Raw genomic sequence first — 23,712 nt, forward strand, 5'->3', positions numbered from 1 at the left:
GCCTCAGGCGCGGCGCACGCCCCAGGGATAGGGCATGCTGCCCTGCACGAAGCCGCTCAGGTTGTTGCGGTAGGCGGTGCGGGCGACGAACTGGCCGAGCGGGATGGTGGCCACATCGTCCTGCGCCAGGGCGTTGATCTGGTCGGCCAGGGATTTGCGGGAGGCCTCGTCCGGCGCTTCCAGCCAGGACTGGATCATCGCCTCCATGCGCGGGCTCTCATACCAGCCGAACCAGCCCGACGCCCCCGGCCCCTTCACCAGCGAGGACACGCCCGGATTGGCATAGCCCATGGCCGAGCCATAGGTGTGGAAGATGCTCCAGCCGCCCTTCTCCACCGGCTCGCGGCTGACGCGGCGCTGCACCACCGTGCCCCAGTCCGTCTCGGCCAGCTCCACATTCATGCCGATCTGCCGCAGCAGGTCGGCCGTCACCTGGCCGTGCGGGCCGATCAGCGGGAAGTCGGTGGGGTTGATGATCACCACCTTCTCCCCCTTGTAGCCGGATTCCGCCAGCCGGGCCTTGGCGCTGTCCAGGCCGCGCGGCGGCCGGGTCAGTTCGGAGAGATCCTCCGTGCCGTAGGGGGTGCCGCAGGGGAACAGGCTGCGGCACTCGCGCCACAGCGCCTTGTCCTGCCCGATCGTCACCTGCATGTAGTCGGCCTGGTTCACCGCCAGCGCCACGGCCTGCCGCGTCTTCAGGTCGTTGAAGGGCGGCTGCAGGTGGTTCAGCCGCATCAGGCTCATGAAGCCGGCGGGGAACAGCGTGTCCAGCTTGATGTTGCGGTTGCGCTGCAGGGTGGGCTGCAGGTCGATCAGCGGCTGCTCGACCCAGTCCACCTCGCCGGCCTGGAGCGCCGCGGCGGCGGTCGCCGGGTCGGGCATGATGTGCCACTCGACGCGCTCGAAATGCGCCACCTTGCCGCCGCTGGCCCATTCCGGCGCTTCCTGGCGCGGCCGGTAGCCGTCGAACTTCGTGTAGACGGCGCGGCTGCCGGCGACGAACTCATCCGCCCTGAAGCGGTACGGGCCGGAACCCACCACCTCGCTCACCTGCGCGTTGGCATCGGTGCGCGCCAGCCGCTCCGGCATGACGAAGGCCACGTTGGCGTCCGGCTTGGCGATGGCGTCCAGCAGCATCGGGAAGGGGCGCGTCAGGCGGATTTCCACCGTGCGGTCGTCGGCGGCGCCCCAGCGCTCCACCACCTTGGCCAGCAACTGCCCGAAGGGGTCGCGCTTCGACCAGCGCTCCAGGCTGGCGGCGGCGTCCTGCGCGCGCACCGGCTCGCCATCGTGGAAGCGCAGCCCCTCGCGCAGGCGGATGCGCCAGACGCGGCCATCGTCGGAGACGGTGTGGCCCTCGGCCATCTGCGGCTGCGGCTTCTGTGCGGCGTTCACCGCGTAGAGCGTGTCGTACACATGGTAGCCGTGGATCTGCGTGACGATCGCCGAGGTCCAGATCGGGTCCAGCGCCGTGAGGTTGGCCTGCGGCACGAAGCGCAGCGTGGCGGCGCGCGAGGCCTGGGCGAGACCGGGCGATGCGAGCGGCGGCAGGGCGAGGGCGAGACCCCCCAGCCCGGCGCCCTGGAGGAGCGAGCGGCGTTGCATGGCGTATTCCTTCCCTGATCCCCGTCTTTGGGCGGTTGCCGGGAGGCTAGGCAGCGTATCGCCGGAGGGTCAAGGCATGGCTGGCTGGTCTTGACGGGCACTGACCGGCGCCATACCGTGGTCTTACCAGTTGGCCCCCGAATGGCCCGGAGAGAGAACGCTTGGAGGAAACGCTGCGCATCACCCGCCCCGACGAGGCGGGCGCCAAGGGCTTCGACAAGGTCTTCGCCTTCCTGCGCGAGCAGTTGCTGAACGGCACCATCCGTCCCGGCGACCGCCTCATCGCGGAGCGCGAGCTGGCCGTGCAGCTCGGCGTCAGCCGCCCGGTCCTGCGCGAGGCGCTGCGGGCGCTGGCCATGCTCGGCGTGGTGGAGATCCGCCAGGGCATGGGCACGGTGGTGCGCCGGCCGGACGTCTCGGTGCTCGGCGAGTTCTTCACCTTTGTGCTGGCGCAGCAATCCGACATCACCGACGACGTGATGCAGGCACGCATCGCCATCGAGTGCCAGGCGGTGCGGCTGGCCTGCCAGCGCGCCATGGAGTCCGACTTCACCCGGCTGCGCGAGGCGCTGGCGCGGATCGAGGCGACAATCGACGAGCCGGTGGCCGGTGGCCTGGCCGACTTCGCCTTCCACCAGCTTCTCGTCGAGGCCGCGCATTCCGCCACGCTGCGCAGCGTCTACAGCGCCATCAGCGACCTGCTGACCCGCTCCCACATCGCCCGGCGCGAGGTGGTGCGGGTCAGCCCCGAGATGCGCGCGCATCTCGTCGAGGACCACCGCCGCATCTACATCGCGCTGCTCTCGCGCGACGAGCGGCAGGTGGACGAGACGCTGCGCGAGCATTTCGCCATCGGCCATGAATTCCGCCTCCGCAATGCCATGGAGGCGGCGCGCCGGGCCCCGGCGCCGCAGGAGAACACCGAATGAAGATCGTCATCGGCAGCGACCATGCCGGCTTTCCGCTGAAGGCGGACGTCATCGCCCATATCCGCGCCCTCGGCCACGAGGTGCAGGATGTCGGCTCCTTCACGCCCGACCCGGTGGACTTCCCCGACATCGCCCGCGCGGTGTGCGACACGGTGCGGAAGGGTGGCGCCGAGCGCGGCCTGCTGGTCTGCGGCACCGGCGTCGGCGCCGTCATCGCCGCCAACAAGATGCGCGGCATCCGCGCCGCCGTCTGCCACGACGCGCATTCCGCCCACCAGTCGGTGGAGCATGACGACGTGAACGTCATGTGCATCGGCGCGCAGATCGTCGGCCCCTGGCTGGCGCGCGACCTGGTGGCGAGCTTCCTCGCCGCCGAGTTCCACGCGACCGAGGACCATGTGCGCCGCGTGCAGAAGCTGCACGCCATGGAAAACGAGGACTGATCCGCCGCCCCCGGCGGGGGCGGACACGGGAGGGAATGGCATGACGGGAACCGTCGGATTCATCGGCCTCGGCACCATGGGCTGCGACATGGCGCGCAACCTGCTGAAGGCCGGCTGGCGTGTGCAGGGCCACGATGTGCGCGAAGGCGCGGCGCAGGCCATGGCGGCGGAGGGGCTGGTGCCCGCCGCCAGCGTGGCGGAGGCCGCCGCGGGCGCCGACATCGTCGTCACCATGCTGCCGGACACGCCGCATGTGCAGGCGGTGGTGCTGGGCGAGGGCGGGCTGCTGGCCAACCCGCCCGCCGGGCGGCTGGTGGTGGACATGAGCACCATCGCCCCCACCGCCGTGCGCGAGATGCACGTCCGGCTGAAGGCGGCCGGCACCGGCTTCCTCGACGCGCCCGTCTCCGGCGGGCCGCAGGGGGCGAAGGCCGGCACGCTCAGCATCATGGTGGGCGGCGAGGCGGCGGATTTCGCCCGCGCCCGGCCGGTGCTGGCGGCCATGGGCACCACCATCAACCATGTGGGGGAGAGCGGCGCGGGCCAGACGGTGAAGCTGTGCAACCAGCTCATCTGCGGCATCAACCTGCAGGCGGTGTGCGAGGCGCTGGCCCTCGGCCGTGCCGCCGGCGTCGACCTGTCGCAGATGCGCGAGGTGCTGCTGGGCGGTTCCGCCGCCTCCTGGATGCTCGACCGGCTGGGCCCGGCCATGATCGCCGGCGAGACGGGGGCGGGGTTCCGCATCGACCTGATGCTGAAGGACCTCCGCCTGGTGCGCGAGCTGTCCGATGCCCTGGCCGTGCCGCTGCCCGGCACCGCGCTGGTGACGACGCAGTATGTCGAGGCCCGCGCGCATGGCGAGGGCGGCAACGGCAACCAGGCGCTGTTCAAGGTCTATGACCGCATGACGAACCAGGCGGCGGGCTGAGCCGGATGGGGGCGCGGCCATGAACCTCCGGCTCGATTTCGGCGTCGTCTGGGAGCGCTGGCCGCTGTTCGTGGACGGCGCCTGGATGACGCTGCAACTGGCGGTGCTGGCGACGCTGTTCGGCTTCGCCCTCGGCGCGCTCTGCGCCGTGGGGCGGCGCAGCGGCCCGCCCTGGCTGGCCGGGCTCTGCGGCGCCTATGTCGAGGCGATCCGCAACACGCCGCTGCTGGTGCAGATCTTCCTGGTGTATTTCGGCCTCGCCAGCCTCGGCTTCTCGCTCTCCGCCTTCACCGTGGCGGCGTTGGCGCTGACCATCAATGTCGGCGCCTACACCACCGAGATCATGCGCGCGGGCTTCGACTCCATCCCCCGCGGGCAGCTCGAGGCGGGGGAGTGCCTCGGCCTCTCCCAGCGGCAGGTCTACTGGCACGTGCTGCTGCTGCCGGCGATGGAGCGCGTCTATCCGGCGCTGACCAGCCAGTTCGTGCTGCTGATGCTGGCCTCCTCCGTCACCTCGCAGATCTCGGCGGAGGAGCTGACGGCGGTGGCCAACTACATCCAGTCCGACACCTACCGCGCCTTCGAATCCTACATCACCGTGGCGGTGTTCTACCTGGCGCTGTCCTTCGTCATGCGGCTGGGCTTCTGGGGGCTGGGGCTGCTGCTCTTCCCGCGCCGCCGCCGCCTTGGCACGCCGCTGTGAGGAGGACGCCATGATCGCGACCCAACTCGGTGCCTCGCATCTCCAGTTCCTGCTCCAGGGCGCGCTGTGGACGGTGGTGCTCTCCGCCATCGCGCTGGTGGGCGGCGGGCTGCTGGGCTTCCTGGTGGCGCTGTGCCGCGTCTCCGCCAGCCGCGCCGTGCGCATCGCGTCCGGCGTCTATGTGCAGGTGGTGCAGGGCACGCCGCTGCTGGTCATCATGTTCCTGGTGTTCTTCGGCCTGCCGCCGCTGGGCATCAACGTCTCGCCGCTCACCGCCGCCAGCGCCTCGCTGATCCTCTATGTCAGCGCCTATATGGGCGAGATCTGGCGCGGCTGCATCGAATCCGTGCCGAAGCCGCAATGGGAAGCCGCCGAGTGCCTGGCGATGAGCCGCACCCAGCGCATGTTCTACGTGGTGCTGCCGCAGGCGGTGCGCATCGCCACGCCGCCCACGGTCGGCTTCCTGGTGCAGATCGTCAAGAACACCTCGCTCGCCTCCGTGGTCGGCTTCGTCGAGCTGGCGCGCGCCGGGCAGATCATCAACAACAGCCTGTTCGAGCCCTTCCTCGTCTATCTCATCATCGCGCTGCTCTACTTCGCGATGTGCTATCCGCTCTCCCGCTGGAGCCGGCGGCTCGAACGCAGGACCGGCTATGCGCGCCGGCAGCAGGTGGTGACCCCATGAGCCAGCCCACTTCCTCCTCCGCCGGCCCCGTCGTCGCGCTGCGCGACGTGCACAAGAGCTTCGGCAGCCTCAAGGTGCTCGACGGCGTCTCCTTCGAGGTGGCGCGCGGCGAGGTGCTGGCCATCATCGGCCGCAGCGGCTCCGGCAAGAGCACGGCGCTGCGCTGCATCGACCGGCTGGAGACCATCGAATCCGGCGAGATCACCGTCTGCGGCCACCGCGTCAGCGACCCGAAGCTGCCGCTGCGCGCGCTGCGGCTCGATGTCGGCATCGTCTTCCAGAGCTACAACCTGTTTCCGCACCTGACCATCGAGGAGAACATCTGCCTCGCGCCGGTGACGGTGAAGGGACGGCGCCGCGCCGAGGCGCGTGAGACGGCGCGCCGCGTGCTGGGCCAGGTGGGCCTCGGCGACAAGCTCGATTCCTACCCCGAGCAGCTCTCCGGCGGCCAGCAGCAGCGCGCCGCCATCGCCCGCAGCCTGGCGATGGAGCCGCAGGTGATGCTGTTCGACGAGGTGACCTCCGCCCTCGACCCGGAGCTGACCGGGGAGGTGCTGCGCGTCATCGAGCAGCTCGCCGCCGGCGGCATGACGATGGTAATGGTGACGCACGAGATGGGCTTCGCCCGGCGCGTTGCCGACCGCATCGTGTTCATGCACCGCGGCAAGGTCTGGGAGACCGGGCCGGCCACGATTCTCGAGGCGCCGGAGACGGCCGAGCTGCGGCAGTTCGTCGGCAGCGGCCTCTGATTCCACAAACAGGACACGGGAGAGTTCCAGAATGAGCAACGTCACACGCAAGCAGTTCCTCGGCGGCGGCGCCGCGCTGGCCGCGCTCGTCGCGCTCGGCGGCCGCCCCGCCCGCGCCGACCAGCTCGACGACATCATGCGCGCCAAGAAGATCCGCGTGGCCACCGACCTCGCCATCCCGCCCTCCGGCATGATGAGCCCGCAGATGGAGCCGATCGGCTCCGACGTGGAGGTGGCCAAGCTGCTGGCGCAGGATTGGGGCCTGGAGCTGGAGTTCGTGCAGACCACGGGCGCCACCCGCATCCCGAACGTGCAGACCAACAAGGCCGACATCATCATCTCCACCCTCTCCGTCACGCCGGAGCGGGCGAAGGTCGTCGCCTTCTCCAAGCCGTATGCGGCGCTGCAATCGGTGGTGGGCGGCGCGCGCGACCTGCCGGTGAAGGGCCTGGCCGACCTGCGCGGCCGCGCCGTCACCGTCACCCGCGGCACGACGCAGGACACCGAGCTGACCGGCCTCGCCCGCGAGCACGGCTTCCGCGTCGTCCGCTACGACGACGACGCCACCATGGTGACGGCGGCGGTGAGCGGGCAGGCGGAGATGGTGGCCACCTCCGCCACCCTGGTGGCGCAGATCGGCCAGCGCATCCCGGCCAAGAACTTCGAGCCGAAATTCGTGCTGCGCAACTTCGACCTCGCCATGGGGCTGCGCCAGGGCGAGACGGCGCTGATGGAGAAGGTCAATGCCTGGATCGACACCAACATCCGCAACGGCAAGCTGAACGCCATCTACAAGAAGTACCACGGCGCCGAGCTGCCCGAGCATATGCGCGGCACGGGCGCCTGAGCATCACTCCCTGGGGCGGCATGGCATGATCCTGGTCTTCGGCTCGATCAATCTCGACCTCGTGGCGCGGGTGCGCGCCATTCCCCGCCCCGGGGAGACGGTGCTGTCGGAGCGCTACGACCTCTCCTTCGGCGGCAAGGGCGCCAACCAGGCGGTGGCCGCGGCGCGCGCCCGGAAAGACACGGCGCTCGCCGTGCGCATGGCCAGCGCCGTGGGCGAGGATGATTTCGGCCGCTCGGCGCTGGACAACCTGGCGCGGAACGGGGTGGACATCGCGGCGGTGCGCGCCGTCGGCCTGCCCACGGGCTGCGCCTTCATCACCGTCAGCGCGGCGGGGGAGAACGCCATCACCGTGGCCAGCGGCGCCAACCGCGCCGTCTCCAGCGCGGCGCTGCCCGATGCGCTGCTGGAGGGGGTGCGGGTCCTGGTGTTGCAGATGGAGGTGCCGCCGGCCGAGGCGCTGGCGGTGGCCCGGCGCGCCCGCGCGCGCGGCGCCCGGGTGCTGCTGAACCTCGCCCCCGCGCCGGGCGAGGCCGAGGCGGCGCTGCTGCCCGCCCTCCTGGCGGAGACCGACCTGCTGGTGGCGAACGAGCACGAGGCGCTCACCGCGCTGGCGCTGCTGGGCGAGGCGGAGACGGACCCGGAAGCGGCCATGCGGCGCCTCGCCATGCGCTGCGGCGAGGCCGGCATCGTCACCCTTGGCCGGGCCGGCGCCGTGGCCTTCACTGGCGCGGGCGAGACGCTGCGGGCCGCCGCCCTGCCCGTGGAAGCGGTGGACACCACCGGCGCCGGCGACACCTTCATGGGCATCCTGGCCGCCGCGCTGGCGGAGGGGATGCCGCTGGCGCCAGCCCTCTCGCGCGCCTGCGCCGGGGCCTCCATGGCCTGCCTCGACCCGGGCGCGCAGGCCGGCATGCCAAACGCGGCGGCGCTGGACGCGGCCGGCTAGGAAAGCGCCGCCAGCCGCCCTTCCAGCCAGCCTGCCAGCCGCTCCACCGCATCGGGCAGGCGGCGGCCGGCGCGCGCCAGCAGGTGTGCCGTGGCGTGGCGCAGCAGCGGGTCGGCCAGCGGCACGGCGACGAGCTGGCCCGCGCGCAGCTCCTCCAGTGCGGCGAAACCGGGCAGGAAGGCGACGCCCAGCCCCGCCCGCACGAAGCGCCGCTGCAGCTCGAACGCCTCCGTCTCCAGCCGGGGTGAGAGGCGGAAACCCTCATCCGCCTCCACCCGCGCCAGCAGGCGGCGCACGCCATGGTCCTCGGGCGGCAGGGCGGCGGGCAGGGTGGCGAAGGCGCGCAGCGGCCGGGGCGTGCCATCCTCGGCCAAAGCGTGGCCCGGTGGCAGCAGCGCCGCCAGCGGCTGCGGCGCCAGACGGCGCGACACCACCCCCGCATGCGCCGGCGGGTTGTAGGCCAGGCCGAGATCCGTCTCTCCCTCGGCCACGGCGCGCAGGATCTCGCCCGTGGTGCCGAGCGCTACGCGGTAGGCGACGCCAGGATGCGCCGTGGCGAAGCCGGCCAGCCCGTTCTCCAGCAGGTCGGGCAGGAAGCCGGCGCCGCAGCGCAGCCGCACCGTGCCCTGCGGCGCGCCGCGCAGCCGGCGCAGGCGATCCTCCAGGAAGGCGGCTTCCTCGGCCTGCCGCTCGGCATGCTCGGCCAGGATGCGGCCGGCCTCGGTGGGGGTCACGCCGCGCGGCAGGCGCTCCAGCAGCGCGGTGCCGTGATGCGCCTCCAGCTCGGCCACCTGCCGGCTGACCGCCGAGGCCGCCACATGCAGCGCCTCCGCCGCGCCGCGCACCGAGCCGGCGCGCACCACCGCCAGGAAGTAGCGCAGCGCGCGCGGGTTCATCGGCGGGGCAGGGGGCTCATGCGGCGGCATCCTGCGGCCCTGCCGGCGGGCTGGCAATCCACTGCCGCCGGCTTGCGCGGGGCGCCATTCGGCGCAGGATATGGGGCGACAGCAGGGGAGCAGGCGGAATGCGGGTGATCGTCGTCGGCGCGGGCATCCTGGGGGCCAGCGCGGCCTATCATCTGGCCCGGGGCGGGGCGGAGGTCGTCATCCTCGACCCGATGCTGGAGGGACGCGCGACGGCGGCCGGGGCCGGCATCGTCTGCCCCTGGTCCTCCCGCGTCACGGATGCCGACTGGTACCGGCTCTCTGGCGGCGGCGCGCGCGACTATCCGGCGCTGGTGGCGCAGCTTGCCGAGGATGGTGAGACGGATCTCGGCTACCGGCGCGTCGGCGCGCTGTGCATCGCCGGCGAGGAAGCCGGGCTGGAGGAGACCGAGGCGCGCATCCGCGCCCGCCTGCCGGCGGCGCCGGAGGCCGGCACCCTCTCCCGCCTGGCGCCGGAGGAGGCACGCGCGCTGTTCCCGCCGCTGCGGCCGGGGGAGCCGGCGCTGCATCTGAGCGGCGCGGCGCGGGTGGACGGGCGGCTGCTGGCGGCGGCGCTGCTGCGCGCGGCGCAGCGCCACGGCGCCGTGGCGCACCGGGACGTGGTGACGGGGCTGGCCACCGAGGCCGGCCGGGTCTGTGGCGCCTGGGTGGGCGGCCGGCTGTTCGGCGGCGATGCGGTGCTGCTCGCGGCCGGCGCCTGGGCGCCGCCGCTGCTGGCGCCGCTCGGCATCGATCTGGCGGTGCAGCCGCAGCGCGGCCAGATCCTGCACCTGCTGCTGCCCGGCCAGCAGACGCGGGACTGGCCGGTGCTGCTGCCCATGAGCAGCCACTACCTGCTGGCCTTCGACGATTCCCGCATCGTGGTGGGCGCCACGCGGGAGGTGGGGTCGGGCTTCGACCACCGGCTGACGGCGGGCGGCGTGATGCAGGTGCTGCGGCAGGCGCTGGGCGTGGCGCCCGGGCTGGAGACGGCGACGCTGCACGAGATGCGCATCGGCATGCGGCCGATGGGGCCCGACCTGAAGCCGCTGCTCGGCCCGGTGCCGGGGGTGGAGGGGCTGGTCATCGGCAACGGGCTGGGCGCGGGCGGGCTGACCATGGGCCCCTATGCCGGGCGGCTGCTGGCGCAGCACCTGTTGCAGGGCGGCGCCGACATACCGCTGGCGCCCTACGACCCGCTGCGCCGCTGAGCGCCGGCTGCCGCTCAGGCGGCCGGGCGCCCCTCCTCCACCGCCTGCAGGGCCTGTAACTCGCCCGAGAGGCAGATCCGGTTGCGGCCTGCCCGCTTGGCGGCATAGAGGGCGCGGTCGGCCTCGGAATACAGCGCGTCGAAGCCGCGCTGGCCGCCAATGGCGGCACCGGCCGAGATGGTGATCCGCATGGCCGCGCCCTCGGCCAGCATCGGCCGGGCGGCGAAGCGGTCGCGCAGCGCCTCCAGCCGCTCCAGCACCCGCCGGCAGGGCTGGGTGGTGGAGATGAGGGCGAATTCCTCGCCACCCAGCCGGCCGAGCAGGCCGAACTCGCCGAGCATCTCCGCCATCAGCCGGCCGGCGGCGCACAGCACGGCGTCCCCCGTGCGGTGGCCATGCGTGTCGTTGACGCGCTTGAAGTGGTCGATGTCGATGATCACCAGCACCATCCAGGCGGTGCCGGCGCGCTCGGCCTCCTCCATCAGGGCGCGGCGGTTGGGCAGGCCGGTCAGCGAATCGGTGCGGCTGAGCTGCTCGAACTGCCGGCGCGATTCGGCGAGCGCCAGATGCGCCCGCCCGATCCAGGAGAGGATGGGCGCGGCGACGACCAGCGCGATGAGGATCGTCACCGCCCAGGAGCGCAGTGCGGCGGTCCAGTCGATGAAGAAGACGAGCTGGTTGACGACATCCATCAGCAGCGCCGCGACCACGGCGGCGGTGGTGGCCCCGGCCACGTAGCGGCGCAGCCCGCGCCGGTCCTGGATCTGGGGGGCGACAATCAGCCTCAGAGGGCTTCGCATGACCACAACCCTCTGGGAGAGAGATCCGGTTGGTAGCACACCTTTGCGTGACCTTTCCAAGACCTGTCTTTTCGTCCCGCGGCTTGCCAGGAGCGCCGGGTCATGGCCAAGCAGGCGGGCCGCAGCCAAGCCGATGAGGAGGCCTCCTTGCACAGCCGCCAGAACCCGGACAAGGCTGCCGCCCCCGATGCGGCGCCGATGTCCTCGCCCGCGCCGCCCTATACCGACTGGCTGCGTCACCGCCTGACCATCAGCGGCCCGGCCGATGCCATGGCCCGGTTCCGCGCCGCGGCGGCGGGGCCGGGGCTGATCCCCTGGGTGCTGGATCTCGGGCGCATGGAGGAGGATTGGCGGCTGCAATTGCTGGCGCCGCCGGAGGGCGAGCCGGCGATCAGCCCGGCCGGCGCGCGCATCCTCTCCCGCCGCCTGCGGGACGCGGCGGCGGCCAACCACCAGGCCGCCCTGGCCCGCGCCGCGGCGGACCGCGGCTGCCCCTTCGACCTGCACCGCCTGGTGCCGGTGCCCGCCGCCATCCTGGCGCTGGGGCCCGACGACCCGGCGGCGCGGCGCTGGCTGTGGGCGCAGTGGGGCACCACCCGGGCGCTGCGCCATGTTCGCGCCCTGCCCGGCATGGAGGACGGGCGCAGCACGCGCACGGACCGGATGGCGGTGGAGTTCTGGTCGGCCGACTGGTCGCCCTGGCGCGCGCTGCTGCGCCTGCGCCAGGACTGGCCCACGCTGGTGTGGGACCTGCGGCCCGACTACCAGCGGGAGGAGGAGGGCGCCGCCCCGGCCGCGCGGGGCCGCAAACGGCGCTGAGCCCGCGTCACTCGATGCGGATGTTGGCCTTGCGCGCCACCTCGGCCCAGCGCGCCGTCTCGGCGGCGACGAAGCTGCGGAACGCCTCCGGCGTGCTGCCCACCGGGGTGATGCCGAGATCCTTCAGCCGGCCGGAGACGGCGGGGCTGTGCAGCGCCGCCACGGCCTCCTTGTGCAGCCGGGCGACGATGGCGGGCGGGGTCGCCGCCGGCGCGAAGAAGCCGTGCCAGGAGAGGCTCTCGAAGCCCGGCACCACGCTGGCGACCGTCGGGATCTCCGGCGCCACGGCGGCCGGCTCGGTGGAGGTGACGCCGAGGATGCGCAGCTTGCCCTCCCGCGCGAAGGGCAGCACGGAGGAGAGGTTGTCGAACGCCATCGGCACCTCGCCGGTCAACAGGGCGGTCGTCACCTGGCCGCTGCCGCGATAGGGGATGTGCTCGATCTGCGTGCCGGTGAGCTGGGCAAAGAGCGAGCCGGCCAGGTGGATCGAGGTGCCGACGCCGGAGGTGGCGTAGCTGGCCGCGCCGGGCTTGGCCTTCAGCTGCGCGATCAGCTCCGGCAGGGTACGGGCCGGGTTGTCGTTGCTCACCGCAAGCGCGTTGGGCTGCGAGGCGAGCTGCGTGACCGGCGCGAAGTCCTTCTGCACGTCATAGGGCATCTTCGGGTAGATGCCGGGATTGATGGCGTGGCTGCTGATGGTGCCGAGGCAGAAGGTGTAGCCATCCGGCGTCGCGCGGGCACAGGCCTCGCTGCCGATGTTGCCGCCGGCGCCGGGGCGGTTCTCCACCACGATGGGCTGGCCCAGCGCCTTGCTCATCTCCTGCCCGACTAGTCGGGCCAGGGTGTCGGAGGTGCCGGCGGCGAAGGGCACGATCAGGCGGATCGGCTGCGCCGGGTAGGCCGGCTGGGCCTGCACGGGGGAGGGCGCCAGGGCCAGCCCGGCCGGCGCGGCGAGCAGGGACATCAGCGCGAGGCTCAGGCCACGGCGGGACAGGCGGGACATGCGGAGTTCCTCCTCGTGGTGCCATTGGCGGCACGCATTGCGGGCGGCGCACGCGACAGGGCGGCGCCCGGATGCAAACTGATATATTAGATTTTGGTCGTCAAGCGCTCCGTGGCCCTGGGGCCGGCGCTTTGCTAAGCCTGTCCCCATGCGCCTCTCTCCCGCCCCGCCGGACCGCGACATGCCCGAGGCCGGCGCCACGCTGGCGCCCATGGCCCGCCGCCGCTCCGCCGCGGACAATGCCTATGACTCGCTGCGCGCGGCGGTGATCTCGCTGGCCCTGCCGCCGGGCACCGCCCTCTCGCGCACCGCCATCGCCCGGCGGCTCGGCGTCAGCCAGACGCCGGTGCGGGAAGCCCTGATCCGCCTGCAGGAGGAGGGGCTGATCGCGGTGGTGCCGCAATCGGCCACACGCGTCGCCCGCATCGACCTCGCCAGCGCGCGCGAGGCTGGCTTCCTGCGGCTGGCGCTGGAGCTGGCGGTCGTGCGGCGCCTGGCGGAGGCGCCGCCGCCGGGGCTGGAGGCGGCGTTGCAGACCGAGCTGGCACGGATGCGCGCCAGCACCGACGAGGATGGCTTCACCGCCGCCGACGCGGCCTTCCACGGCGTGCTCTACGCCGCCGCCGGCGTGCCGGGGCTGCACGAGTTGGTGCGCAGCCGCAGCGGGCACCTGGACCGGCTGCGCCGCCTGCACCTGCCGAGCCCCGGCAAGGCCGAGGCCGTGCTGCGCCAGCACGCGGAGCTGGCCGCTGCCATCCTGCGCCGCCAGCCGGCGGAGGCCGAGCGGCTGCTGCGGGACCACCTCTCCAACACCTTCGCCGAGCTCGCGCGCATCCGCGACCGCTTCCCCGAATTCTTCTGAGCGCCGCGCAAGCCGGCAGGCGCGCCGCGCGATGCGCCTTTCCGGGGCATTTCCGGCGCCGCGCCGGCTGGTGCCCGCCCTCCCGCCGATTGCCCCGCCTTCCGAACTCTGTTCATCATGCGGAAACAGTTGCTCAGGAGGCTTCCCCATGGATTTCCGGATCTCCCGCCGCGCGGCGCTGGCCGGCTCCGCCCTCGCCCTGCCCTTCATCCGCAGCGCCGCCGCGCAGCAGACCCTGGAATTCGTGGCCGGCTCGCTGGGCGGCGGCTGGTACACCATGGCCGCTGGCGTCGCCGCCCTGGTGCGCGACGAGAACCCCGAGATCCAGATCCGCGTCGTGCCCGGCGGCGGCTTGGCCAACCCGACGCGCGTCAACAACGGGCAGAGCCAGATGGGCTGGGGCATCGATGCCTTCACCGCCGCCGCCGCGCGCGGCGAGGAGCCCTACAAGGCCAAGCATGAGCGGCTGCGCTCGCTCGGCACCGGCTACTCGCCCACCGAGCACAACTTCCTCCGCCGCGCCGATGGCGGCCCGGCCGACATGAAGGCGATCCTGACGCAGAAGGGGGTGCGCATCGGCTGCCCGCAGCGCTCCTCGACCGACGAGATGACGCTGCAGCGCATCCTGAAGTTCTGCGGCACCTCGCCCGAGAAGATCCGCGACGAGGGCGGCCGCTACCTGAACGGCTCCTACAACGACATCGCCGGCGCCTTCGGCGACGGGCAGGTGGATTACCTCTACGTGGCGCTGGCCAAGCCCGCCGCCATCCTCACCGAGATCGGCCAGGGCCGGCGCGCGGCGAAGCTGGTGGCCTTCCCCGAGGATGTGCGCAAGCACCTGATCGACACCTACGCCTACAACCAGGGCGTCATCCCCGCCGGCACCTACCCGGCGCTGCAGGATGCCGACGTGCCGGTGACGACCATGGACAGCGTCATCCTGGTGCACGACACCCTGCCCGAGCCGGTGGCCTATGCGGTGACGCGCACCCTGATCAAGGCCAAGGGCGCGCGGCTGACGCAGATCCACGCCTCGATGGGCGCCTACGACCCCGCCGTGGCCTGGAAGTATGCCGGCGTGCCGCTGCACCCGGGCGCCGAGCGCGCCTACCGCGAAGCCGGCGTGATGCAGGGCTGAAGGAGGCGTGCGCCAGCTTCGCGGCCCGCTCGGCGTCATCCTCCCGGCCTGGCTGGCCGGGGTGGTGGCACTCCATCTCTATTTCGGCGGCTTCGGCTTCCCCGAGCCGATCGCCATGCGCGGCTTCCACCTGCTGGCCTTCGTGCCGCCGATCTTCCTGCTCTGGCCCGCCCTCGCCAGCAGCCCGAAGGACAGGCCGAGCGCGCTCGACTGGCTGTGGGCGGCGCTGGCGGCGGCGCCGCACCTGTGGGTGTGGCTGAATGCCGCCGCCGTCTCCGACCGGATGGAGTATGTCGATCCCTTCGGGCAGGAGATGGTGGTGCTCGCCCTGCTCGCCATCGTCACGCTGCTGGAGGCGACGCGGCGCGCGGTGGAGCCCGGCCTCGCGGTGATGGTGCTGGTCAGCATCGGCTACATGGTGTTCGGCAACCACCTGCCGGGCGTGCTGAACACCCGCGTGTTCAGCCTGGAGGAGATCCTGGAAGCCTCCTGGCTGGTGCCCACGGCGGGCGGCGTCTATGGCCCGCTCACCGGCATCGTTGCCACCACCATCGCGGTGTTCATCACCTTCGGCGCCTTCATGCAGGGCAGCGGCACGGGGCGGCTGTTCAGCAATCTCGGCGCCGCGGCGGCGGGGCGCTACACGGCGGGGCCGGCCAAGGTGGCGGTCATCACCTCCGGCCTGTTCGGCACGATGAGCGGCTCCTCCGTCTCCAACGTCATCACCACCGGCGCCATGACCATCCCGCTGATGAAGCGGATCGGCTATCCGGCGGCGGTCGCGGGCGGCATCGAGAGCGCGGCCAGCGTCGGCGGCGCGCTGATGCCGCCGGTGATGGGGGCGGCCGCCTTCGTCATGGCCGAGATCACCAACATCGCCTATGGCGAGATCCTGATCGCGGCGACGCTGGGGGCGGTGCTCTACTACTTCGCCATCTACGTGGCGGTGCATTTCGAGGGGCGGCGCCTCGGCGTCTCGGCCATGGCGGAGGCCGACATCCCCTCCTGGCGGGAGGTGCTGGCCGATTGCCACCTGCTGCTGCCCATCGCCGTGCTGGTCTGGCTGATGATGGAGCGCTGGAGCGGCAACTTCGCCGCCTTCTGCGCCACCATGGCGATGATCGCGGTGGCCATGCTGCGTCGGCGCACCCGCATGTCGCCGCACGCCATCTTCGACAGCCTGGTGCAGGCGGGGCTGACCATGGCGCCGCTGGCGGTGGCCATCGCCGGTGCCGGCATCGTCGTCTCGGCGCTGACGGCCACCGGCATGGTGGTGGCCTTCGGCGGCATCATCAAGGACATCGCCGGCGGCTCGCTGCCGCTGCTGCTGGTGCTGCTGGCGCTCACCGTGCTGGTGCTGGGCATGGGGCTGCCCACCACCCCCTCCTACATCATCGCCGCCGCCATCGGCGTGCCGCAGCTGATGGAGATGGGGGTCGGCATGCTGCCGGCGCACCTGTTCCTGTTCTACTTCGCGGTGCTGGCGGATGCGACGCCGCCCGTGGCGGCCGCCGCCTTCGCCGCAGCCTCGGTGGCCAAGGCGCCGCCGACGCTGACCAGCCTGCACGCCACGCGCTTCGGCATCGCCGGCTTCACCGTGGGCTTCGCCTTCGTCTACGACCCCGGCATCATGATGCAGGGCAGCCTGCCCGACATCCTGCTCGCCTTCGGCGTGCAGATGGCGGCGCTGACGGCGCTGACGGCGTCCTATGCCGGCTTCCTCGCCGGACCGCTGGCCCTGCCGCTGCGCCTGCTGCTGGGGGCGTCGGGGATGGTCGCCGCCTTCGTCCACGTGCTGCCGGCACCGGGGCGGCTGGCCGTGGTGCTGGCGGTGCTGGCCCTGGCCTGGACGATCAGCCGCGCCGCGGCGCCGCTGCCGGCCCGTGGCGCCGCCCCGCCGGGCTGAGCCTCACCCCGGGCGGGCGGCCCCGCCCGGGACGATCCGCCCGGGCGCGCCGGGGGGCAGGGCGCCCGTCTCCAGCCAGTGGCATGCCAGCGGCCACAGCGTCTCCCGGAAGCGCTCGTGGAAGAAGGCGAAGTGGCCGATGGCGGCCACCCCGGCCTCCTCGGGCGCCAGCCGCAGATGCGTCCGCGCGCTGCCGCGGTAATAGGCCAGCAGCCGCTCGATGGCGGGGATGGTGCCGAAGGGGTCGTCCTCCAGCCCGATTGCCAGGATCGGCGCGCCGATGGCGGCGAAGCGGGCGGGCAGGGCGGCGCCATCCCGCAGCGTGCACTCGAAGCGGGCGGCCATGCGGCTCCAGTCCCGCGCCACGCCGGCGGGGGTGTCCTCCATCCAGCCCAGGCGGCGGGCGGGAAGGTAGCCGAACAGCTCGGCCAGCGCCGGCATCGCCACATGCCAGCGCAGCAGCATGGGCAGGCGGGCGGCGGGGGCGTAGTCCCGCCAATGGGCATACTGCGCGCCGACGGTGACGATGCGCCGCACCTGCCGCGCCGAGGGTGCCAGCCCCACCGCGAAGCCGCCGATGGAATGCGCCACCACATCCACCGGCCGCCCTGGGAAGCGCGCCATGGCCAGGCGCAGCGCGGCCTCCAGGTCGAGCTCGCCCCAGTCCCGCCAGTCCGCGCGGAAGCCGCGCAGCCGGGCGGGGCGGGATTCACCGATGCCCCGGTAGTCGAAGGTGACGACATCGAAGCCGGCCCCGGCGAGATGGGCGGCGAAGCGGCCATAGTAGCGGCTGCGTACCGAGGTGGCGGGGCTGACCACCACCACGGAGCGGCCCGGAACCGGCTGCCTGGCCGGCCAGAGATGGCCGCCCAGCATCATGCCATCCGCCGCCTGGAAGCGGAGAGGCTCGCCCGCCTGCCCAGACGCCATGCCCATCCTGTCCTCCCGCTCCGCGTGCCGGTCTCCTGGCCATGCGGCGGGATGACGGCGACGGTCAAGGTAGGATCAAAAGGGGGGCGCTTGACGCACCTTGGATACAAGAATACTAGTATACAAGTCCAAGAGTGAGGGAAGGGACCATGACGGGTCTGGTGCTGGAGCACCGTGCGCCGATCGCCCGCGAGCTGTACGCGGTGCTGCGCCAGCGCATCCTCACCGGCGCGCTGGAACCCGGCACCACCATCTCCGAGACCTCCTATGCCGGGCAGATGGGCGTCAGCCGCACCCCGGTGCGCGAGGTGTTCCGCCGCCTGGCGGATGAGGGGCTGCTGGAGGTCCGGCCGCAGGTCGGCACCTATGTCGCCGCCATCAGCCTGACCGCGGTGCATGACAGCCAGTTCGTGCGCGAGACGCTGGAATGCCGCACCGTGCGCATGGCGGTGGAGCGTGCCCGGCCCGAGGATGACGCGGCCCTCCGCGCGCATCTGGAGCGGCAGCGCCCGGCCGTGCTGGCGGGCGACTACATCGCCTTCTTCCCCGCCGACGAGGCGCTGCATGTCGAGCTGATCCGCATGGCCGGACGCGCCGCCATCTGGAGCGTCATCCAGGACGTCAAGACGCAGCTCGACCGCGTCCGCTACCTCTCCTTCGAGAGCCGCGACTGGCTCGGCAAGATCTTCGCCGAGCATGAGCGGATCGTGGAACGCGTCATCGCCCGCGACGCCGACGGCGCCGAGGCGATCATGCGCGAGCACCTGCGCACCGTCTTCACCGCCATCGAGCGCCTGATGGCGAGCAAGCCCCATTTCTTCGCGCCCAGCCGCTGACAGCGGCGCAGCCAGGACGAATCCCCATGGTCGCCATCTCGGTCGCCAGGCCGCATGTGCTGGAACTCTTCGACGACGCCCCCCTGCCGCCGCAGGCGGGAGAGGTGCAGATTCGCGTGCAGCGCGCCGGCATCTGCGGCTCGGACCTGCACATCTTCCACGGCAGCAACCCCTTCGCGAAGTATCCGCGCATCATCGGCCATGAATTCGCGGGGCAGGTGGAGGCGGTGGGCGAGGGCGTCGAGGGCCTGGCGCCCGGCGACCGCGTGGTGGTGGACCCGGTGGTCTCCTGCGGCCATTGCTACGCCTGCCGCATCGGCCGCTCCAATGTGTGCGGCAGGCTGGAGGTGCTGGGCGTCCATCGCGACGGCGGCTTCCGCGACCGCGTGACGGTGCCCGCCGCCAACGCCGTGAAGGTGCCGGACGGGCTGCCCATCGAACTCGCCGCCCTGGCCGAGCCCTTCTCCATCGCCGCCAACGTGCTGACGCGCACCGGCATCGACGCGGGGGATTCCGTGCTGATCTACGGCGCCGGCACGGTGGGGCTGACGGTGCTGCAGGTGGCGAAGCTGCACGGCGCCCGCTGCATCGTGGCCGACCTCGACGCGGCGCGGCTGGAGCGGGCGCGGAGCTTCGGCGCCGATGTGGTGGTGAACTCCGCCACGCACTCCGTGCCCGAGGCGGTGGCCGGCGAGCATGACGGGCTCGGCCCCTCGCTGGTGATCGACGGCGCCGGCGTGCCCACGCTGCTGGAGGAGGCCTGCCGCGTGGCCAGCCCCGCCGCGCGCATCGGCATCCTCGGCTTCTCGCCCGCGCCCTGCAATGTGAGCCAGCAGGAGATCGTCAAGAAGGAGCTGACCCTGGTCGGCTCCCGCCTGAACCGGCGGCTGCTGCCGCAGGTGGTGCAATGGCTGGCCGAGGGCCGCCTGCGCCCCGCCGCCATGATCACCCAGACCTTCGCGGCGGCCGACGCGCCCGCCGCCTTCGAGCTGATCGAGAAGGACCCGGGCAGCACCGTGAAGGTGCAGCTCGCCTTCGACGCCTGACATCCGCCCTTCGGAGGAAAGCAAGAATGGCCATCACCCTCGCCCCCCGCCGCCGCACCGTGCTGGGCGGCCTCGCCGGCATCCTCGCCGCGGGCGTCGCCCCCGCCCACAAGGCCCATGCGGCGACGACGCTGAAGCTCGGCCATCTCGGCAACGAGGACAACACCTGGCACAAGGCCAGCCTGAAGTTCGCCGAGGAGGTGGCGCGCCGCACCAAGGGCGCCATCGAGATCCGCGTCTTCCCGAACGAGCAGCTCGGCAAGGAGACGGACCTCATCAAGGGCATCCAGCTCGGCACGGTGGACTTCACCATCACCGGTGAGTCGCTGCAGAACTGGGCGCCCTCCGCCGCGCTGCTGGCCGTGCCCTACGCGGTGCGCGACCTCGCGCACATGGACCGCGTCGTCAGCGGCCCGATCGGCGCCAAGATCGCCGAGGACATCGCGGCCAAGACGCAGCTGAAGACGCTGGCCTATTTCGCCCGCGGCCCGCGCTACCTCACCTCTAACCGGCCGATCACCCGACCCGAGGAGCTGAACGGGCTGAAGCTGCGCGTGCCGAACGTGCCGCTCTTCGTCAAGTTCTGGGAGGCGCTGGGCGCCAAGCCGACGCCGATGGCCTTCTCCGAGGTGTTCACCTCGCTGCAGAACCACACCATCGACGCGCAGGAGAACCCGCTGGCGCTGATCAAGTCGGCCAGCTTCAGCGAGGTGCAGAGCACCATCAACCGCACCGAGCATGTGCTGAGCTGGATCTACATCGTCGGCGGCACGCGCAAGCTGGGCCGCCTGCCGGCCGAGCAGCAGGCGGCCATCGCCGAGGCGGCCAAGGCCGCGCAGGAATATGAGCGCGCCCTGTTCCTGGAAGACGAGAAGAACCTCGCCGCCGAGCTGACCGCCAAGGGCATGAAGTTCGTCGACGTCGACAAGGCGGCCTTCGCCAGCAAGGGCAAGGAGGCGGTGGCCGGCGCGCTGAACGCCGAGATCCGCCCGCTCTACGAGCAGATCATCGCCGCCTGAGCCCCGGCCGGGGCGGCGGGGGCCGGCCCCCGTCGCCTCCCGCGCGGAAGGAAACTCCATGCGCCTCGTCCTCGCCGCCGTGCTGGCGGCCATCCGCTCGGTGTGCCGCGCCGGCACGCTGCTCGCCTTCGCCGTGCTGATCGGCGTCGTCACCATTCAGGTGCTCGGCCGCATCCCCGGCTTCCCCTCCTTCTCCTGGACGGAGGAGGTGGCGCGCTTCGCCCTGGTCTATCTGGTCGGCTTCTCCTGCGGCCTGGCGCTGCTGCGCGGCGAGATGGTCAATGTCGACCTCTTCGTGGCGCCGCTGCCGGCCGGCCTGCGCCGCGCCATCGAGCGGCTGGTGGACGCGATCGTGCTGGCCTTCAGCCTGCTCATCATCCCCGGCGCCTGGGATTACGTGACCTTCAGCATGGGCGAGCGCGCCCGCTCCATCGACATGCCGATGATCGTGATCTACGCGGTGATGCTGCTGATCCCGGTGTCGCTGGCCCTCTTCTCCGCCTTCCGGCTGCTCGGCCATGCCGAGACCCCGCCCGCCTCGCACGGGGAGCTCACCTGATGCTCGTCACGCTGCTCTTCGCCACCTTCGCCCTCTGCCTGGTGCTGGGCGCGCCGGTCGGCATCGCCCTGGGCCTCGCCGGCGCCGTCTACCTGATCGGCGCCGACATCGACCTCTCGGTGGTGGCGCAGTTCACCTATGCGGGCATGGACAGCTTCGTGCTGCTCTGCATCCCCGGCTTCGTGCTGGCCGGCAACCTGATGAATGGCGGCGGCATCACCGACCAGATCGTGCGCTTCGGCAATTCGCTGGTCGGCCACATCCGCGGCGGCCTCGGGCTTGCCAACGTCACGGGCTCGATGATCTTCGCCGGCATCTCCGGCACCGCGGTCGCCGAGACGGCCTCGATCGGCTCGGTGATGATCCCGGCCATGCGCCGCTCGGGCTACGATGCGCCCTTCGCCGCCGCCGTCACCGCCGCCGCCTCCACCGTCGGCCCGATCATCCCGCCCAGCGTGCCGATGATCATCGTCGGCACCCTCTCCGGCCTCTCGGTCGGCAAGATGTTCCTGGCCGGCGCCATCCCCGGGCTGCTGCTCGGCCTCGGCATGATGATCACGGTGTACATCCTGTCGCGCCGGCGCGGCTACCCGAAGGGTCAGTGGGCCGGCTTCGGCGAGATCCTGCGTTCCAGCCGCGGCGCCTTCTGGGCGCTGCTGATGACGGCCGTCATCCTCTACGGCATCGTGGGCGGCCTGTTCACGCCGACCGAGGCCTCGGTGGTCGCGGCGCTCTACGCCTTCGTCGTCGGGCTGTTCATCTACAAGGGCTTCACCCTGCGCGACATCCCCGGCATCCTGCTGGAGAGCGCCATCGGCTCCGGCGCGCTGATCCTGCTGGTGGGCTTCGCCAACGTGTTCGGCTGGATCCTGACCAGCGAGCAGATTCCGCAGCGCATCGCCGAGGCCATGCTCTCGGTCACCGACAACAAGTACCTCATCCTGCTGATGGTGAACGTGCTGCTGCTGATCGTCGGCACCTTCATGGAGACGATCGCGGCGCTGATCATCCTCTTCCCGCCGCTGCTGGCGGTGGCCACGGCGGTCGGCATCGACCCGATCCACTTCGCCATCGTCGTCGTGCTGAACCTGATGATCGGGCTGACGACGCCGCCGGTGGGGGTCTGCCTCTTCGTCGCCGCCAACATCGCCAAGGTATCGCTGGGCGCGGTCAGCCGGGCCATCATCCCCTTCCTGATCTGCAACATCATCGTGCTGATGCTGGTCAGCTTCATCCCCGGCATCTCGCTCTGGCTGCCGAGCCTCTACTTCAAGTGAGCCGCGTGGCGGTCCCGCCGGGGCCGCCGTCCCACCTCCTTCCCTCCGGTGCCCCGATGACCGAAGCCGCGCCCCGCCTCTCCCCCGCGACCCTCGGCCGCCTCGCGCCGGGCGGCGCCGTGCTGCTGCCGCGCTACGACCGCGCGGCGCTGCGCCCCGCCATCGTGCATCTCGGCCTCGGCGCCTTCTTCCGCGCCCATGGCGCCCACTACACCGAGGATGTGCTGAACCAGGCCGGCGGCGACTGGGGCATCCTCGGCGTCTCCCTCCAGCGGCCGGACCAGCGGGACCGGCTGGCGCCGCAGGGCGGCCTCTACACCACGCTGGAACGCGGGCCGGACGGCGAGCGGGCGCGCATCGTCGGCTGCCTGCTGGGCGTGATGGTGGCGCCCGAGGACCCCGCCGCCGTGGTGGCGCGTCTGGCCGACCCGGAGACGCGCATCGTCAGCCTGACCGTGACGGAGAAGGGCTACTGCCACGACCCCGCCACGGGCCGGCTGAACCTCGCCCACCCCGACATCGCGCACGACCTGGAGAACCCCGAAGCGCCGCGCAGCGCGGTGGGCTTCCTCGCCGCCGCGCTGCGCCGCCGCCGGGAGGCGGGGCAGGCACCCTTCACCGTGCTGTGCTGCGACAACCTGCCGCATAATGGCGCCCTGGTGGCCGGGCTGGTGCGCGATTTCGCGGCGCGGCGCGACCCGGCCTTCGCCGAATGGATCGCCGCCGAGGTGCGCTTCCCCGCCACCATGGTGGACCGCATCGTGCCCGCCCTCGCGGAGGCCGACCTCGCCGCCGCCGAGGCCGCCACGGGCCTGGCCGATCATGCGCCGGTGGGGCACGAGCCCTTCCGCCAATGGGTGATCGAGGACCGCTTCGGCCCCGCCGGGCGCCCGGCCTGGGAGATGGCGGGCGCCCAGCTCGTGGCCGATGTGGCGCCCTTCGAGCACATGAAGCTGCGCCTGCTGAACGGCGCGCATTCGGCGCTGGCCTATCTCGGCTACCTCGCCGGGCACGAGACCATCGTCGACGCCGTCTCGGACCCGGTCTTCGCCGCCTATCTTCGGCGGCTCTGGGCCGAGATCCGGCCCATGGTGCCGCCGCCGCCCGGCCAGGATCTCGAAGCCTACACCGAAGCGCTGCTGGCGCGCTTCGGCAACCCCGCCATCCGGCACCGCACCTGGCAGATCGCGATGGATGGCTCGCAGAAGCTGCCGCAGCGCCTGCTCTCCACGGTGCGGGAGCGGCGGGCCGCGGGGCTGCCCATCCCGGCCCTGGCGCTCGCCATCGCCGCCTGGGCGCGCTACGCCGGCGGCACGGACGAGACGGGCGCGCCGATCGACGTGCGCGACCCAATGGCCGCCGCGCTGCGCGCACGGCTGGATGCCGCCGGCACCGTGCCCGCCGCGCGCATCGCCGCGCTGCTGGCGGTGGAGGCCCTCTTCGGTACCGACCTGCCGGCCGACCCGGCCTTCGTCAGCGCCGTCACCACGGCCTATGAAACCCTGCTGAGCGCCGGCGCCCGCGCCGCCGCCTCGGCCTGACACG

24 protein-coding genes are annotated in these 23,712 nt (G+C 72.3%); 19 read left to right on the top strand and 5 right to left on the bottom strand.

Features of this window, described 5'->3' with window-relative positions:
- Window positions 1-3: 3 nt before the first annotated feature.
- A complete protein-coding gene (locus CR165_RS12660; protein ID WP_109517354.1) occupies window positions 4-1,605 on the bottom strand; it encodes an ABC transporter substrate-binding protein in 1,602 nt (533 codons plus the stop codon).
- 161 nt (window positions 1,606-1,766) lie between these two features.
- Between CR165_RS12660 and CR165_RS12665 the strand changes: the two genes are divergently transcribed.
- The 8 genes from CR165_RS12665 to CR165_RS12700 are packed head-to-tail and all read left to right on the top strand — an operon-like array spanning window position 1,767 to window position 7,838.
- Window positions 1,767-2,534 (top strand): FadR/GntR family transcriptional regulator, encoded by a 768-nt coding sequence (locus CR165_RS12665; protein WP_109517355.1) that lies wholly within the window; start codon window positions 1,767-1,769, stop codon window positions 2,532-2,534.
- The gene (gene rpiB / locus CR165_RS12670) at window positions 2,531-2,977 is read left to right on the top strand and encodes a ribose 5-phosphate isomerase B (RefSeq protein WP_109517356.1); all 447 of its coding nucleotides are present in this window, start codon (window positions 2,531-2,533) and stop codon (window positions 2,975-2,977) included. Before CR165_RS12665 ends, rpiB begins: the two co-directional genes overlap by 4 nt.
- A gap of 40 nt (window positions 2,978-3,017) precedes the next feature.
- Window positions 3,018-3,905: an NAD(P)-dependent oxidoreductase gene (locus CR165_RS12675; protein ID WP_109517357.1), complete on the top strand. Its 888-nt coding sequence runs from the start codon at window positions 3,018-3,020 to the stop codon at window positions 3,903-3,905.
- Between the two features lie 19 nt (window positions 3,906-3,924).
- Window positions 3,925-4,608 (top strand): amino acid ABC transporter permease, encoded by a 684-nt coding sequence (locus CR165_RS12680; protein ID WP_109517358.1) that lies wholly within the window; start codon window positions 3,925-3,927, stop codon window positions 4,606-4,608.
- Window positions 4,609-4,618: 10 nt separating this feature from the next.
- On the top strand, window positions 4,619-5,293 hold the full coding sequence (locus CR165_RS12685) for an amino acid ABC transporter permease (RefSeq protein ID WP_109517359.1): 675 nt from the start codon (window positions 4,619-4,621) through the stop codon (window positions 5,291-5,293).
- Window positions 5,290-6,042, top strand: coding sequence for an amino acid ABC transporter ATP-binding protein (locus tag CR165_RS12690; protein WP_109517360.1), 753 nt, complete (start codon window positions 5,290-5,292; stop codon window positions 6,040-6,042). Before CR165_RS12685 ends, CR165_RS12690 begins: the two co-directional genes overlap by 4 nt.
- A gap of 31 nt (window positions 6,043-6,073) precedes the next feature.
- Entirely contained in the window at window positions 6,074-6,889 is an 816-nt protein-coding gene (locus tag CR165_RS12695) for a transporter substrate-binding domain-containing protein (protein ID WP_109517361.1), read from the top strand.
- A 25-nt stretch (window positions 6,890-6,914) separates the two neighbouring features.
- The gene (locus CR165_RS12700; protein ID WP_109517362.1) at window positions 6,915-7,838 is read left to right on the top strand and encodes a PfkB family carbohydrate kinase; all 924 of its coding nucleotides are present in this window, start codon (window positions 6,915-6,917) and stop codon (window positions 7,836-7,838) included.
- On the opposite strand, the gene CR165_RS12705 is transcribed toward CR165_RS12700, so the two are convergent.
- Entirely contained in the window at window positions 7,835-8,734 is a 900-nt protein-coding gene (locus CR165_RS12705; RefSeq protein WP_109517363.1) for a LysR family transcriptional regulator, read from the bottom strand. The two genes, CR165_RS12700 and CR165_RS12705, sit on opposite strands and share 4 nt — an antisense overlap.
- A gap of 128 nt (window positions 8,735-8,862) precedes the next feature.
- Here CR165_RS12705 and CR165_RS12710 point away from each other — a divergent pair, with 128 nt between their 5' ends.
- Window positions 8,863-9,972: an NAD(P)/FAD-dependent oxidoreductase gene (locus tag CR165_RS12710; RefSeq protein ID WP_109517364.1), complete on the top strand. Its 1,110-nt coding sequence runs from the start codon at window positions 8,863-8,865 to the stop codon at window positions 9,970-9,972.
- A gap of 14 nt (window positions 9,973-9,986) precedes the next feature.
- Here the strand turns inward: CR165_RS12710 and CR165_RS12715 are convergent, their stop codons facing one another.
- Window positions 9,987-10,772 carry a GGDEF domain-containing protein gene (locus CR165_RS12715; protein WP_109517365.1) on the bottom strand — a complete coding sequence of 262 codons (786 nt, stop codon included), beginning with the start codon at window positions 10,770-10,772 and terminating at the stop codon, window positions 9,987-9,989.
- 102 nt (window positions 10,773-10,874) lie between these two features.
- On the opposite strand from CR165_RS12715, the gene CR165_RS12720 reads away from it, so the two are divergent.
- A complete protein-coding gene (locus tag CR165_RS12720) occupies window positions 10,875-11,591 on the top strand; it encodes a hypothetical protein (RefSeq protein ID WP_109517366.1) in 717 nt (238 codons plus the stop codon).
- Window positions 11,592-11,598: 7 nt separating this feature from the next.
- Here CR165_RS12720 and CR165_RS12725 read toward each other — a convergent pair whose 3' ends face one another.
- Entirely contained in the window at window positions 11,599-12,594 is a 996-nt protein-coding gene (locus CR165_RS12725; protein WP_109517367.1) for a Bug family tripartite tricarboxylate transporter substrate binding protein, read from the bottom strand.
- A gap of 148 nt (window positions 12,595-12,742) precedes the next feature.
- Between CR165_RS12725 and CR165_RS12730 the strand changes: the two genes are divergently transcribed.
- From CR165_RS12730 to CR165_RS12740, 3 genes are all read left to right on the top strand, one after another.
- Complete coding sequence (locus tag CR165_RS12730; RefSeq protein ID WP_219929739.1) at window positions 12,743-13,456, top strand: GntR family transcriptional regulator; 714 nt, start codon at window positions 12,743-12,745, stop codon at window positions 13,454-13,456.
- Window positions 13,457-13,604: 148 nt separating this feature from the next.
- A complete protein-coding gene (locus tag CR165_RS12735) occupies window positions 13,605-14,594 on the top strand; it encodes a TAXI family TRAP transporter solute-binding subunit (protein ID WP_181378141.1) in 990 nt (329 codons plus the stop codon).
- A 7-nt stretch (window positions 14,595-14,601) separates the two neighbouring features.
- Entirely contained in the window at window positions 14,602-16,500 is a 1,899-nt protein-coding gene (locus CR165_RS12740) for a TRAP transporter permease (protein WP_109517369.1), read from the top strand.
- A 3-nt stretch (window positions 16,501-16,503) separates the two neighbouring features.
- On the opposite strand, the gene CR165_RS12745 is transcribed toward CR165_RS12740, so the two are convergent.
- Entirely contained in the window at window positions 16,504-17,430 is a 927-nt protein-coding gene (locus tag CR165_RS12745) for an alpha/beta hydrolase family protein (RefSeq protein WP_109517430.1), read from the bottom strand.
- Between the two features lie 149 nt (window positions 17,431-17,579).
- Here CR165_RS12745 and CR165_RS12750 point away from each other — a divergent pair, with 149 nt between their 5' ends.
- The 6 genes from CR165_RS12750 to CR165_RS12775 are packed head-to-tail and all read left to right on the top strand — an operon-like array spanning window position 17,580 to window position 23,708.
- Entirely contained in the window at window positions 17,580-18,266 is a 687-nt protein-coding gene (locus tag CR165_RS12750) for a GntR family transcriptional regulator (RefSeq protein WP_109517370.1), read from the top strand.
- Window positions 18,267-18,292: 26 nt separating this feature from the next.
- The gene (locus tag CR165_RS12755; protein WP_109517371.1) at window positions 18,293-19,312 is read left to right on the top strand and encodes a Zn-dependent oxidoreductase; all 1,020 of its coding nucleotides are present in this window, start codon (window positions 18,293-18,295) and stop codon (window positions 19,310-19,312) included.
- A gap of 26 nt (window positions 19,313-19,338) precedes the next feature.
- On the top strand, window positions 19,339-20,331 hold the full coding sequence (locus tag CR165_RS12760) for a TRAP transporter substrate-binding protein (RefSeq protein ID WP_109517372.1): 993 nt from the start codon (window positions 19,339-19,341) through the stop codon (window positions 20,329-20,331).
- Between the two features lie 58 nt (window positions 20,332-20,389).
- Complete coding sequence (locus tag CR165_RS12765; RefSeq protein ID WP_109517373.1) at window positions 20,390-20,890, top strand: TRAP transporter small permease; 501 nt, start codon at window positions 20,390-20,392, stop codon at window positions 20,888-20,890.
- The gene (locus CR165_RS12770) at window positions 20,890-22,167 is read left to right on the top strand and encodes a TRAP transporter large permease (protein WP_109517374.1); all 1,278 of its coding nucleotides are present in this window, start codon (window positions 20,890-20,892) and stop codon (window positions 22,165-22,167) included. The genes CR165_RS12765 and CR165_RS12770 overlap by 1 nt, the downstream gene beginning before the upstream one ends.
- A 56-nt stretch (window positions 22,168-22,223) precedes the next feature.
- Window positions 22,224-23,708, top strand: coding sequence for a mannitol dehydrogenase family protein (locus tag CR165_RS12775; protein ID WP_109517375.1), 1,485 nt, complete (start codon window positions 22,224-22,226; stop codon window positions 23,706-23,708).
- The last annotated feature ends 4 nt before the right edge of the window (window positions 23,709-23,712 follow it).

This window comes from Teichococcus aestuarii (assembly GCF_003116135.1).
In the GTDB taxonomy this organism is placed as follows: domain Bacteria; phylum Pseudomonadota; class Alphaproteobacteria; order Acetobacterales; family Acetobacteraceae; genus Pseudoroseomonas; species Pseudoroseomonas aestuarii.

Bases quoted from the DNA above. Each gene is read 5' to 3' on its own strand.
- CR165_RS12710 (WP_109517364.1), top strand. From the start codon at position 8,863: ATGCGGGTGATCGTCGTCGGCGCGGGCATCCTGGGGGCCAGCGCGGCC.
- CR165_RS12770 (WP_109517374.1), top strand. From the start codon at position 20,890: ATGCTCGTCACGCTGCTCTTCGCCACCTTCGCCCTCTGCCTGGTGCTG.
- CR165_RS12765 (WP_109517373.1), top strand. From the start codon at position 20,390: ATGCGCCTCGTCCTCGCCGCCGTGCTGGCGGCCATCCGCTCGGTGTGC.
- CR165_RS12680 (WP_109517358.1), top strand. From the start codon at position 3,925: ATGAACCTCCGGCTCGATTTCGGCGTCGTCTGGGAGCGCTGGCCGCTG.
- CR165_RS12695 (WP_109517361.1), top strand. From the start codon at position 6,074: ATGAGCAACGTCACACGCAAGCAGTTCCTCGGCGGCGGCGCCGCGCTG.
- CR165_RS12745 (WP_109517430.1), bottom strand. From the start codon at position 17,430: ATGGCGTCTGGGCAGGCGGGCGAGCCTCTCCGCTTCCAGGCGGCGGAT.
- CR165_RS12755 (WP_109517371.1), top strand. From the start codon at position 18,293: ATGGTCGCCATCTCGGTCGCCAGGCCGCATGTGCTGGAACTCTTCGAC.
- CR165_RS12715 (WP_109517365.1), bottom strand. From the start codon at position 10,772: ATGCGAAGCCCTCTGAGGCTGATTGTCGCCCCCCAGATCCAGGACCGG.
- CR165_RS12760 (WP_109517372.1), top strand. From the start codon at position 19,339: ATGGCCATCACCCTCGCCCCCCGCCGCCGCACCGTGCTGGGCGGCCTC.
- rpiB (WP_109517356.1), top strand. From the start codon at position 2,531: ATGAAGATCGTCATCGGCAGCGACCATGCCGGCTTTCCGCTGAAGGCG.
- CR165_RS12675 (WP_109517357.1), top strand. From the start codon at position 3,018: ATGACGGGAACCGTCGGATTCATCGGCCTCGGCACCATGGGCTGCGAC.
- CR165_RS12685 (WP_109517359.1), top strand. From the start codon at position 4,619: ATGATCGCGACCCAACTCGGTGCCTCGCATCTCCAGTTCCTGCTCCAG.
- CR165_RS12750 (WP_109517370.1), top strand. From the start codon at position 17,580: ATGACGGGTCTGGTGCTGGAGCACCGTGCGCCGATCGCCCGCGAGCTG.
- CR165_RS12775 (WP_109517375.1), top strand. From the start codon at position 22,224: ATGACCGAAGCCGCGCCCCGCCTCTCCCCCGCGACCCTCGGCCGCCTC.
- CR165_RS12725 (WP_109517367.1), bottom strand. From the start codon at position 12,594: ATGTCCCGCCTGTCCCGCCGTGGCCTGAGCCTCGCGCTGATGTCCCTG.
- CR165_RS12690 (WP_109517360.1), top strand. From the start codon at position 5,290: ATGAGCCAGCCCACTTCCTCCTCCGCCGGCCCCGTCGTCGCGCTGCGC.
- CR165_RS12720 (WP_109517366.1), top strand. From the start codon at position 10,875: ATGGCCAAGCAGGCGGGCCGCAGCCAAGCCGATGAGGAGGCCTCCTTG.
- CR165_RS12735 (WP_181378141.1), top strand. From the start codon at position 13,605: ATGGATTTCCGGATCTCCCGCCGCGCGGCGCTGGCCGGCTCCGCCCTC.
- CR165_RS12730 (WP_219929739.1), top strand. From the start codon at position 12,743: ATGCGCCTCTCTCCCGCCCCGCCGGACCGCGACATGCCCGAGGCCGGC.
- CR165_RS12705 (WP_109517363.1), bottom strand. From the start codon at position 8,734: ATGAACCCGCGCGCGCTGCGCTACTTCCTGGCGGTGGTGCGCGCCGGC.
- CR165_RS12700 (WP_109517362.1), top strand. From the start codon at position 6,915: ATGATCCTGGTCTTCGGCTCGATCAATCTCGACCTCGTGGCGCGGGTG.
- CR165_RS12660 (WP_109517354.1), bottom strand. From the start codon at position 1,605: ATGCAACGCCGCTCGCTCCTCCAGGGCGCCGGGCTGGGGGGTCTCGCC.